This is a genomic window from Flexilinea flocculi (assembly GCF_001192795.1).
Lineage (GTDB): Bacteria > Chloroflexota > Anaerolineae > Anaerolineales > Anaerolineaceae > Flexilinea > Flexilinea flocculi.
Genome location: NZ_DF968181.1, coordinates 1,848,819 through 1,861,699 on the forward strand (window position 1 = coordinate 1,848,819; position 12,881 = coordinate 1,861,699).

Sequence of the window (12,881 nt, forward strand, 5' to 3'; positions counted from 1 at the left end):
GCGAAAAAAAATAAATTTCGTCTAAGGATGAATTTACCATGATGCCATGTTTGTTATTCACAGAATCTACTGAACTGCATAAAATTTTATAATCAGATCTAAGACAAGAATAACTTCTTATCCATACTATAATTACTGCATATGATCAATCGTATCCGCAGAATCTCAATAATATTATTCAACTATGCGCATTTATCTATTCTTCTGATGTCAATATGCGGTTCTTTTTGGATCTATTGTTTGACAGTGGAAGAAAACCTGATATCCCGCAGATCACTGGCAATTGTGCTGGGCAGCTTTTTCTTTTTCGTATTTACTGCAAATCAAATGATCGCTGCAATCAAAAAGTATGGATTTCCTCAAAAACACCTGAATAAAGTTTTAATACCCGCTTTTTTACTTTCCGTATTTTTCGCGATGTTCATACCAGGGAGTCTTTCGTATTTACAGACCAGAATTATTTCCATTGAATCGATCCCGGGGACAGGAGAAATCCTCTTTGAAGGGATCAATAACGGAGACAAAGATATACCGCATTCACAGTTTGTTCTGACCGGTGACTGGGATTATAAGAACGCTCAGTTTTCAACCAATACGGCTGCAGGGATTACTTGGACCGGACGCACTTCCAATCAGATTTCTCTTACGTTTCAAAAAGGTCCCGGGATGGGCACTGCGCGCATATCCTGGGACGGTTCCGTGGAAGAACGTTCTTTTCAGGCAGATGAAAGCAGCCAGATCATCTTATATAAAACACTCCCTGTAAATATTTTTATAAAAATTATTTATTTTTCAACTGGCACATTCTTTTTCACAGTTTTTATCTGCATTCTTCTATGTTATGTCATTAGCTTACCTGCACCCATTTTGAAAAAGAACTCAAAAGGTTTTTGGCTAAAGTATGCAATCCCCATGATCTTCACTTTTTCACTGATGCTGATGATCTATTATCCCGGCATCATGAGTGGAGATTCGCTTGTCCAATGGACACAGGCGCATAATTTTCAATTGACCGATCAGCATCCCGCATTTCACACACTATTGATCTGGCTGATCACCAGAATCTGGGACAATCCCGCAGCAATTGTTATTTCACAAATTTTATTCTTTTCAATCGTAGTTTCCTGGGGAATCGGAAATCTTCAAAAGAAAGGGATGCCGCCCGTAATTGGATGGTTGATCAGTATTCTCTTTGCTGTTTCTCCGGTAAACTGGCTGACAGTGATTACCATATGGAAGGATATTCCTTATAGCGTCAGCTTGCTGTGGCTGACAATCATCCTCTTTGAAGTCTATTCAACCAATGGTAAGTGGCTGGAAAAAATCAGGAATTCTGTTTTATTAAGTATCTGCGTGCTCTTGATTTCATTGTTTCGTCACAATGGCTTGCCGGTTGCGATTTTGATCCCAGTTTTATTGGTTCTAATGTTCCGGAAACAAAGAAAATGGTCTATTGCTATCCTGCTTCTGTTTTGCATATTTCGCTGGATGGTTACAGGCCCGCTGTATCAAAAACTGGAAGTAGAACCAATGACAGCAAATTATCAGTATGCAACAATCCTGTATCACATTGCAGCACACTTAGAACAAAAGAGTATTCTTACTAACCAGCAAAGCAATGAGATTAATGAACTCATACCATTGGATAATTGGGAGTATTCACCATGTTCTATCGACCCGATTATGTGGAATCCTCATCTCGATCAAGCCAAAATCAGCAATAATCCATTAAAGTTTTTTCAGCTTGCTTTTCAATTATTTTTGCAGGACCCGATTCCTGATCTGAAAGCAGTCGCTGACATCGGATCATTGGTTTATTCTGTCAATCCGCAATGCAAACCATATATTTCACCTCTGGTCTACAAACCGACAGCAAATCCTCCTGCGAGCTGGATTGATTTCACTGTTGATGGTATAAAAGGAGAACAGTCAAAAATACCAGAACTTGTCGCTCCGCTGACAAAATTTTTTGACCGAACTTTCTCACTCAATTCGTTAACCTCGCTGCATTTTCTTTTTTGGTGTCCAGCGATATATTTGATCATTCTGCTGCTCATCTTTTTATTATTATTGCGAATTGAAAAGAAATGGACTTTAATCCTCATCCTTGGTCCGGCATTCATACAATCGTTAATTATGCTACTTTTTAATGTGGCACAAGATGTGCGGTTTCAATATGGGGTATATCTGATTATGGAATATTTTATTGGATTATTTATGTTCTTTTTCTGGAAAAACTTACACAAAAGAGAAAAAGATTCACAGCAAAGCGCAAGGAAATGATAGATATACAGCAATTCGAAATAGAAACGAACTTTTCTCATCCATCGAGAAAAATTGTATCGACAAAGAGCAGGAATTTTGACGTTTTGATTTTGAAGATGTATCTAATCACGATAATTTTTTAATTCCTATGAAACACAGGAGAAAAACAATGAAACGCATCTTGATACTAACAATCATATTTATCAGTTTATCTTTTTCTAATGTCTTTGCTCAAGAAAATATTGTACCGGACTTACCGAATATCGGAGAAATTGTCTCCGGATTTGAGGTTATCGAGAAAGATGAGATATCGGATTACAATGCTTCTGCAGTCAGATTCGTGCATCAGGAAAGCGGTGCTGAGTTAATTTTTATACAGAACGATGACACCAATCTGGTTTTCTCTGTTACGTTTAAAACTCCGCCTGACAGCAGTCAGGGAATTCAGCACATCCTGGAACACAGCCTTCTGTCCTCCTCAGAAAAATATCCGGGTAATGATGTTTTCTTTGATATGATCTATAAAGGTTATTTGACATTTATCAATGCATTCACTTCGTCAAATTACACGATGTTTCCAATTTCCTCGACTTCGGAAAAACAATTTTTTGCCGCCAGCGATGCTTATCTGGATTTGCTTTTTCATTCTTCAGTCCTCTCGAATCCAAATTTTTTCTACCGGGAAGGAATCCGATATGAATTGGAGAATGAAGATTCTCCATTATATCCAGTGGGAATCGTTTACAACGAAATGAAACAATATGTGAATGATATCGAATACAGCGCATACCGAAAAACACTGGAAAATCTTTTTCCGGACACACCGGATCGTTTTGACTCAGCCGGTAAACCGGATGATATACTAACACTTACTTATGAGCAGGCTTTGGAATACTATCACAATTACTATGCTCCTTCCAAAGCAAAAATGTTCTTATATGGGAATGTCGATTACCGAAAATTTCTGAATAATATCAACCAGAATTACTTTCAAAATGCAGAAAAAACAAAACAAAATCAGGAACCTGCCTCACAGAAGCCATTTTCTCAACTAAAAACAGCCACCTATGAACATCCGGTAGGAACGGGCAGTGAAACCGAAAATCAAGCTTATATCGAGTTAGCCTACGGATTACCGAAAGGTATTTCATTCGATGAGATTATTGGTCTAAAATTGTTAGTAAATGAACTCTTTAATCACGAGTCATTCCCCCTTCTTGACACATTACGGCAGAGAGACATTGCCGCACAGTTTCAATTTTTTTATGATTCAAATACGCTGCAACCTGCTTTGTTCTTCCAGGCTGCTTATGCTGATGAAAGCAAAGCTGATCTGTTGCGTCAAACAATTGAAGAAGTGCTGCAGGATGTAGTAAAAAATGGAATCAATCCCGAACTGATCGATTCTATCGTTTCACATAATGCATTAGCGGCAAAATTCAAACCGGAAAGCAGCACAAAAGGTCTTGACCTCATTGTTGAGATGACCAACACATGGCATATCCTGAATGATCCATTTTATGGCGCCCACCAAGCTGAGCATATCGAAAAAATTGCTTCCAAAATCGATGAAGGTTTCTTTGAGGATTTGATCCAAAAGTACATTTTACAAAATCCGCATGCCGTTCTTCTTTCAGCAATCCCACGACCAGGTCTTTTAGAGGAACAGGAAGCCAAACTGCAAGATAAGCTTGATGAGAAAAAGGCTGCGATGAGCCAGGAAGAAATCGAAAGCATGGTTCAGAAAACGAAAGATTTTGCCAGTTGGGATGCCATGGAACCAAACCCGGAAACGATTGACAAGATCGCAGTCCTGACAGTCGACGATCTTCCTGAAGAGATAAATAATACTCAGGTCGATGAAGAATACATCGACGGAGTTCGAATACTGAGCGCAATCAGTCCTGTTCCGGATGCCGCAGGAGTGCAAATCATCAACGATGTCCAAAACATCAATCCGGATACGCTTGAATACTTCAATTTTTACACTGCATTAATCGGTCGAATTTCTACTGAAAATTACTCTCAGGAGGAAATATCGCTGCTTTCATCCAAATATCTTTACAACAAAACTTTTTCCCTAAGCCCGATGTCAATTACTTATCGGTCAGACGAGTACAGACCGGTTTTCCGATCAGGCTGGTTTTATGAAACCAGTCAAAGTGAAAACGCTTTTAATAGCATCACAGAAATGCTATTCAGATCAGAATTGACCGAAAATAATTTAGATATGATAAAAACAATTATCGATGAGCAATTAAGCTTTTGTGATAATTACAAGAAAAACGGTGTTCAGTATGTTGTCCAACAAGCACAAAGCATTTTTATTCCTTCACAAAGGTTTACAAGGTTTTTCTCAGGTCCGAATTTGATGAGTTTTCTGGAAAAAATCAAGAAGGATATCGAATCGGATCCAAAATCAGTTTTAGAAAAAATTGATCAATCGCGGAAAACCGTCTTAAACAAAAAAAATTTGCTGGTTCTATTTGCTGGTCCGGAGGGGAGTAAAACTAAATTTGATCAGGATGTGAAAGCTTTTATTGCAAATATGAGTGATACACCGCTATCTGATGAAGCTATGAAGCCATTTGATTATCCATCACCGGAAAAGAATAATGGATTATTGGCAAATACGAAAGTTCAGAACATAGCCCTTTCCGCTTCAACCAAGGATGTTCTACCATATCAAGCGGGATTATCCGTAATTGAAAAAATCATCTCCGATGAATTATTAACACCAGAAATTCGATTTACCGGGGGTGCTTACGGCGCATCAATCCATTTTTATCTCTCATCGATGTTAGCTTTCAGTTACAACGATCCAAATCTTACCAATACTTTGGAAGTCTTTTCAAGAATTCCGGATGTATTAAAAAATTCCGGATATACGCAAAAAGAACTGGATCAGCATATTATTACTGCATACGCCGACTATACGACACCCAAAGGTGAGATTACTTTCGTTTTGGAAGGCATCCAAAACTATTTGCTTGGGAAAACAATTCAGGATCAGAAAAATGAATACATGGAATTGAAATCGGTAAAACTTGAGGACCTTCCAATTCTGGGAGAACAACTCGCCAAGGCGTTTCAAGCCTCTCAAATTACCGTTTACGGTTTTCCGGATACAATCCAGGAACATGCAGAACTATTTGAAACGATTACCGATATTCGTTAGATAAAAAGACTTCCCATGATCTTATAATATTTTCGAAAACAATAAATTGGATGAACCAGGCAAGAAACGATTTCAACAGCCTGGTTCATCTTTCAAGTGTTATTCTCTTTGAATAATCATACACAATCGTCTGAGTTAATAATTGACGGATAACAGCAGGGTCAGGTGGATTTGAACCTGGGCACAGCACTTTCGCAGTACTGACGGCTGATGCCAGACGAGCAGCTTCAAGATAACTCTGATGCTGTTCCAAACTGATAGCAAAGGAAGCCAGCATGGCATCGCCGGCGCCGACAGTGCTTTGGGGCTTTACACGGATGCCTTCCACACGGATAATCTGATCCTCCGTAAGGAGCAAAGCTCCTTCAGCTCCAAGAGAAACCAGGATTACCTTGATTCCAGTATTTAGTAATTTTTTTCCTTCGGCAATAATATGATCCAATGAAGGAAGTGTTGTATGACAGAGTTGTTCCAATTCGAAACGGTTGGGTTTAATAAAGAAAGGCGCTGATTCGATGCCCATTTGAAACGGTGTCCGATCTGCATCAAGAAAAACACGAGTGCCTCTTCTTTGCAACATCTCTGTCCATTGTCTGTATAAAGAAGGATCAGTTCCTGGAGGAAGACTGCCAGTCAGAACGACAATGTCATCCGGTTTCATCCGTACCTGGATCTGATCAAATATATCCGCCAGTTGTTCATTACTGACTGAGATTCCCGCTTCATTGATATCTGTGTTCGTGTGATTCTGACAATCAATAATTTTCAGATTGACACGGACATCGCCATCGATCAAAACGAAGTAATGGTCAATCCCAGAGATATCCAAAGCATTTTGGATCGTGGATGCACCATTTTTTCCAAGAATACCCAACGCGATACTTTTTCCACCGAGTTGGTTGATAACACGTGATACATTAATCCCTTTTCCACCTGCGTCGATTCTTGACGTTGTAATTCGATTGACATCCCCAATACGAAAATTGTCGATTGTAACAGTTTTATCAATAGCCGGATTCAATGTAACTGTAAAGATCATAATATATTCCATTTCCTTGTATGAAACAAAAGAATTATATCGAACAAAAACGGAGAACAGGAAAATGAAAGATTATGCAACCCTTTTTCTGTAAATTAGAGTCTGAAATATCCATAGATCTTTAAGAATTCATAAACTTGCCAGTACAAAAATGTTTTCCGATCTGCCATTCTTCGCAGGTCTCCATCAGTAATGCCGAGACCAACCTGAGACAAGAAGCTTGATTTGGAAACACACCAACCACTCTTGTCCGTCTGCGAATCTCTTTATTAATCCTCTCCAGACTATTGGTTGTTCGTATCGTTCTTCGATGTTCCAATGGAAAATCAAAAACCAAAAAACCCTCAAAAAGGTTATTTTCGAGCCAAGATGAAAGCCGCGGAGCAGAAATAGCATACTTCTGGATGGCGCTCTGCAAGAGCTCTTCTGCTGTCTTTCGATCAGGAGCATTAAATATGGCTCTGATGTCTGCTGCCACTTCCAATCTCATCGATTGTCTGGGCAGATAAGCTCCGGCATTCTGTTGCAGATGGAACTGACACCGTTGCCAGGGAATACCGCCAAAAACTGCTCTTCTGGCTGCCCCTAGACCTTCATGGTCATCACTGATAATCAGCTTTATTCCGTGTAACCCTCGCTCTTTTAGACTCTTTAAAAATGCTTTCCAATGTGTTTCATGCTCACTAAGCGAAACTGAAACCCCAAGTATTTGCCGTTCGCCTTCTGGCGTAATGCCAGAGGCCACCAAAACCGCTGCATCTCTTACTTGTCCTGCTTCACGAATCTTCTCATATCGGGCATCCACAAAGAGATAGCTGATCTCTCCTAATGGCCTTTCACGCCATTCTTGCAGTACTTCGTCCAATTGCGCTGTTGCCCGGCTGACTTGTGTGGCTGAGACCTCAATCCCACAAAGCTGTTCCGTAATGGTTTTTACCTTCCGAGTCGATACTCCCTGTACATACATTTCAGCCAGTGTGATCGTAAGGGCTCTTTCACTTCGCAGTCCCTTTTCCAGAGCACTGGGATAAAAACCACCCTCTCTAACCTGTGGAACTGCAAAGGTAATGTTTCCTATCCTGGTCTGTATCGTCTTCGGTTTGAAACCATTTGCATGTCCCTTGCGATCCTTTGTGCGTTCGTACTGTTCAGCTTGTAAGTACCTTGATCTTTCTACTTGCATGGCGTTATTTATCAGCACTCGCATCATTTCTGGAATTGCTTCCAATCCTTTTTCCGCTATTTCCTCTGCAAAGGTATAATTATTTGGGTGAGTCATTTCTAGTCTCCTTTTATGGTTTGGTTACTATAAGGATACTTCTGACTCACCTCTTTTGTTAAGGTTCTTTATTTTACAGAAAATATGTTACACCAACAAATGAAAATTGTCCATGTCGACAACAATTTCTGTGTTCAAGGATTCATTAACAATAACGAATTATTCAGTGCAAATGATCAGAACTCACAATTCTTTCGAATCGTGAATAAAAACCTCTTTACATTTCGAATGGCCAAATGAATTTTAAACAGCATCTTCACGGTACTCAGTAATCCGAAACGCAGACTTGCTGTTCAGATTTATCGAGAAATACCTGTTGTTGGGATGTTTTGCACTTCTCATAAAACATCACAACAACAAGAATTTCACACCGAGATTCTGAAGAAAATTTCCCAATTACCTTGACACTTTGTTGCCATCGAGATAGAATATTGGAGCCTTCAGAAATAAGGGCCTGTAGCGCAGTTGGGAGCGCGCTTCAATCGCACTGAAGAGGTCGGGGGTTCGAATCCCCCCAGGTCCACTTCAGATCGGCTCCTTAGATTATGAAGATAAAGTAAATTTTTTGGGCCTATAGCGCAGTTGGGAGCGCGTCTCAATGGCATTGAGAAGGTCGTGAGTTCGAATCTCACTAGGTCCACAAAAGTCCGGATTTATCAATCCGGACTTTTTTTATCCAACCGAATGAAATCAAATCCTGCAAATCCAAATATGGATTATCCTTCCGAATAAAAAGAGCAAATAGAATGTTCCAATGGCTTTGTGCAAAACTTAAAGCCATTGGAACAACAAGAATTCTGATCATCTGTCTTTTAGAATTTTGAAACTCCTTTTTCAAAGAGAGAAAAATTCGTATCTTTTCATATTTCAAAATATTAAATCAATCCGATTGATATCGAATGATCCGTTTAAACAGAAAGAGGAATCTCCATTTTCATTGAAGATACCTCTCCCAAAAAATCATCAATCGGTTTCTTGATTAGTTACGTACCAAACCCGGCCATTGCGGCCACTGTGGATACGGGTAACAGCAACCAGAATCGTGATGCGGGCGTTGCGCAGGTCCATAATATGGAGTGATACAAATGGCATAAAGATCAACATTTTGCGCAGGCATCATAAATTGATTATATGCATATCCATAATTTGCATTTCCATTCGGAGTGTGCGACCAGCCATAAAAAATCAGCCCATCTTTGTAAAGCACCGGATCAAATAAAACCGTTACGGTATCGCCATAATGATATGCATTCTGGTCAACAGGAACGGATAACAGACAATTATTGGGGTGATACGTTACACAGTATGTGCCTAACTCTTTGGAGCATGGATTCGAACAGCTTTCGCAGTTTTCAACGGAAACGGTTCCTTGCTGGCATGGACAGGAACAGTCTTCGGCTGAAGCAGCGAAGCTCGTACTGAAAAGTACGACTAATACCAGAAAAACTACGAAATTTTTTTTCATTTTTCCCTCTTCTTCATATGAATTCCCGCTGAATAATTATTGCCTGCTTAATTTCCAATATTTCTATTAAATTTCAAATATATTGGCTTTCAATATCAATTATACAAATTTTTTCAAGGTTTATCCAATCATGAATCAGAAAGTCCAAATAAGAAAGAAAACTTGACGTTGAATGCGTTTACGCGAAGGGTAAACGCATTCAACGTCAAAGAATCCTCCCCATATGAAGTGTAAAAAAGATCAATCATTTGAAAAGCAGAAAAACAACGGACATTATTTTTTCAGGTCACAGCTTACGCGTATCATCGGGGTATTTCATTTCTTATGATTTATAATCATAAAATATTATCATCCTTTCTTGGAGGTTTCCAATGAGTGAGACAATTGTTCCTGTCTACAATTCCGGTAAGATTGAAAAAAAATGGCAGCAGAAATGGGCTGACGATAAGATTTTTGAAGCAAACATTGATCCAAATAAACCAAAACATTATGCCTTGACGATGCTTCCATATCCCTCAGGTAATCTCCATATCGGTCACTGGTATGCTATTACACCATCTGACGCACATGCGCGATATATGCGAATGCGCGGTTATAACGTGATGTTTCCAATGGGTTTTGATGCGTTCGGTCTTCCAGCTGAAAATGCTGCGATTAAACATAATATTCATCCCAGCAAATGGACTTTTGATAATATCGATCACATGCGGGATCAATTGAAATCAATGGGTGCGATGTTTGACTGGAGACGTGAAATTATCAGCGCAAAGCCGGAATACTACCGCTGGACAGAATGGTTTTTCCTGCAATTATATAAAAATAATCTTGCATACCGGAAATTTTCTCCAGTTGATTGGTGCCCCACCTGTAATACAACGCTGGCTCGCGAGCAGGTTTGGGGTGACGACCGGCATTGTGAACGTTGCGGAACTCCGGTAATTAAAAAAGATTTGAACCAATGGTATTTTCGAACTACAAAGTATGCAGAAGAGTTGCTTGATTTTTCAGAAATGGACTGGCCGGAAAGAGTCCAGACCTTGCAAACGAATTGGATCGGAAAATCAGAAGGGGCTTCAGTTACATTTCTCTCTGAAGATGGAGATCCGCTGGAAGTTTTCACTACAAGGCCGGACACGCTGTGGGGTGCAACCTTTATGGTGATTGCTCCTGAACATCCGCTGGTTTCGAAATTGACTACGCCGGATCATATAGCAGAAGTGGCTGCTTATGTTGAACAAGCAAAAAGGCAATCGGATATTCAGCGTGAAGCTGCGGATCGAGAAAAGACAGGCGTCTTTTCCGGATCGTACGCAATTAATCCCGTCAATCAAGCAAAAATTCCGATTTGGATTGCAGATTACGTTCTAATGGGATATGGAACTGGCGCCATCATGGCCGTTCCTGCGCATGATGAGCGCGATTTTGCATTTGCAAGAAAATTCAATTTGAAAGTCATTGTCGTTGTTCAGCCTGAAAATATGGAATTATTGGATGGGGACACAATGACACAATCAGTACCTGCGCATGGGACGCTTGTCAATTCGGATCTCATGACAGGCACTCCCGGAGACAAAGCTTTCGATCGTGTAGTCAGTTGGCTTGAAGAAAAAGGTATCGGGCATCGGACTGTAAACTACCGCCTTCGAGACTGGTTGATTTCGCGTCAGAGATATTGGGGAGCTCCCATTCCAATGATCTATTGTCCGAATTGCGGTGTTGTTCCTGTTCCTGAAAAAGACCTGCCAGTCTTGCTTCCGGAAGACGTTGAATGGAAACCTACCGGAGAAAGTCCGCTGAAGCTGCATCCAACCTGGAAAAAAGTAACCTGCCCTTGTTGCGGTGCAGATGCAGAACGTGAGACCGACACGATGGATACCTTCATGTGTTCCAGTTGGTATCATTTAGGATATCTGAGTCCGTATTTTAATACCTGGCCCTTTGACCAAAAGGAATACGATTATTGGATGCCGGTTGATATTTATACAGGCGGTATCGAACATGCCACAATGCATCTCATCTATACGCGCTTCTTCCATAAGGCTGGCCGTGACATGGGCATTATGAAAGGGAAAGAACCGATGCTCATGCTGCGCAATCAGGGCAGCGTTCTGGGCGAAGATAATGAAAAGATGTCAAAAAGCAGAGGCAATGTCGTTGATCCGGATAAATTAGTTGCCCAATATGGCGCGGATACCGTTCGTGCATATTTAATGTTTTTTGCACGCTGGGAGCTTGGAGCGCCCTGGAACAGTTCCGGTATTGAAGGATCATCCCGTTGGATTCGCAGAGTATGGTCCTTATTCCTTGAACCGGCTGACAGACAGAATTGTGCAAATGAGGACACTTTGCGCATCATGCGCAGAAAACTGCACCAGACACTGAAAGCTGTAACGCGAGATTTAGAGAATTTTCAATTCAACACAGTCATTTCCGGTTTGATGGAATTGCTCAATGAATTGATGAAGGCAAAACAAAACGGAGCATTCGGATCCAAAGAATGGAATGAAGCAGCGAATATCTATCTCCGAATGATGGCTCCTGTCACACCGCATATTTCAGAAGAAATTTGGTCATTACTGGGTTATCCATATTCCATTCATAACCAATTATGGCCCGAAGTCGATGAAGAAGCCGCGAAAGAGGAAGAAATTACGCTCGTGATACAAATCAATGGAAAGGTTCGTGATCGCATCACTGTTCCTGCTGATATCTCAGATGAAGACGCCAAAACAATTGCGCTTGCTACTGAGCAGATACATTCCGCTGTTCAAAATAAAGAAATTAAAAAAATTATTGTTGTGCCAAAAAAACTGATCAATATTGTTCTTTGATCGATACAAAATTTTGTATAAGAAAACCATTTCAATGGATTGAAATGGTTTTCTTTTTTCTCGGTATGATCCGTTCCGCTCAGTTATTCCGTTTGGACCTTCTGAACAAACATTTGATCTGATTCATACGGTCTAAGAAATGATGATAGTTCGGCTGTTGAGCGATCCTCCATCCATTTCCAGCGATTTTCTTGATTCAATATAACCGGCATTCGATCATGATAGGACTGAATCAATGGATTGGCAGGACAAGTTATGATTGTTGCTGAATATAATTCATTACCGGACGCATCCATCCAATATTCCCAAAGGCCGGCAAATGTAAACGCATTTTGATTTTTGACTGAAAAATAATACGGGATTTTTTTCCCGTTTGTATTTTTCCACTCATAAAATCCGGATGCAGGAATTAAGCAGCGTCTTCGTAAAAAGGATGTTCGATAAGATGGTTTTTCAAGCAATGTTTCAGACCGGGCATTAAACATTTTGCGACTGATTGAAATATCCTTTGCCCAGGAAGGAACCAGTCCCCAATAAAATACCTCAACGTTACGTTGTGCAGCATCGACGACTACCGGTATGCCGGATCCCGGGTAAAAATCTTTCATGAAAACCAGCGATGGAGATACAGAGCCCAAATCTAATTCAAGCTGTAGCATTTCCGGCTGAATCATAATGGTAAATCGTCCGCACATGATGCAATGCTCTCAGTTCCAGTAATCCAAAAATCAATTTTCTATTCGAGTAATCAGGAAAAACTTGGTTGTTGTGACGTTTTTGCGCTTCGCGCAAAAACGTCACAACAACCAAGAATCCTCACGATA

General features: G+C 40.3%; 7 protein-coding genes and 2 tRNA genes. 5 read left to right on the forward strand and 4 right to left on the reverse strand.

Annotated elements, in window-relative coordinates; translation table 11 throughout:
- Nucleotides 1-246 precede the first annotated feature (246 nt).
- Nucleotides 247-2,283: a DUF6020 family protein gene (locus tag ATC1_RS12630; RefSeq protein ID WP_236688151.1), complete on the forward strand. Its 2,037-nt coding sequence runs from the start codon at nt 247-249 to the stop codon at nt 2,281-2,283.
- 151 nt (nt 2,284-2,434) lie between these two features.
- Nucleotides 2,435-5,443 (forward strand): insulinase family protein, encoded by a 3,009-nt coding sequence (locus tag ATC1_RS12635; RefSeq protein WP_062282861.1) that lies wholly within the window; start codon nt 2,435-2,437, stop codon nt 5,441-5,443.
- Between the two features lie 85 nt (nt 5,444-5,528).
- On the opposite strand, the gene pfkB is transcribed toward ATC1_RS12635, so the two are convergent.
- On the reverse strand, nt 5,529-6,482 hold the full coding sequence (gene pfkB / locus ATC1_RS12640) for a 1-phosphofructokinase (protein WP_062282864.1): 954 nt from the start codon (nt 6,480-6,482) through the stop codon (nt 5,529-5,531).
- Between the two features lie 121 nt (nt 6,483-6,603).
- On the reverse strand, nt 6,604-7,761 hold the full coding sequence (locus ATC1_RS12645; protein ID WP_062278182.1) for an IS256 family transposase: 1,158 nt from the start codon (nt 7,759-7,761) through the stop codon (nt 6,604-6,606).
- Nucleotides 7,762-8,211: 450 nt separating this feature from the next.
- Between ATC1_RS12645 and ATC1_RS12650 the strand changes: the two genes are divergently transcribed.
- Nucleotides 8,212-8,284 (forward strand) — tRNA-Ala (locus ATC1_RS12650).
- A gap of 44 nt (nt 8,285-8,328) precedes the next feature.
- Nucleotides 8,329-8,401 (forward strand) — tRNA-Ala (locus ATC1_RS12655).
- A gap of 339 nt (nt 8,402-8,740) precedes the next feature.
- Here ATC1_RS12655 and ATC1_RS12660 read toward each other — a convergent pair.
- Nucleotides 8,741-9,226 carry an InlB B-repeat-containing protein gene (locus ATC1_RS12660; protein ID WP_062282868.1) on the reverse strand — a complete coding sequence of 162 codons (486 nt, stop codon included), beginning with the start codon at nt 9,224-9,226 and terminating at the stop codon, nt 8,741-8,743.
- A 383-nt stretch (nt 9,227-9,609) separates the two neighbouring features.
- Here ATC1_RS12660 and leuS point away from each other — a divergent pair, with 383 nt between their 5' ends.
- Complete coding sequence (gene leuS, locus ATC1_RS12665) at nt 9,610-12,057, forward strand: leucine--tRNA ligase (RefSeq protein ID WP_152024340.1); 2,448 nt, start codon at nt 9,610-9,612, stop codon at nt 12,055-12,057.
- A gap of 83 nt (nt 12,058-12,140) precedes the next feature.
- Here the strand turns inward: leuS and ATC1_RS12670 are convergent, their stop codons facing one another.
- Complete coding sequence (locus ATC1_RS12670; RefSeq protein WP_062282875.1) at nt 12,141-12,752, reverse strand: SOS response-associated peptidase; 612 nt, start codon at nt 12,750-12,752, stop codon at nt 12,141-12,143.
- Nucleotides 12,753-12,881: the final 129 nt, after the last annotated feature.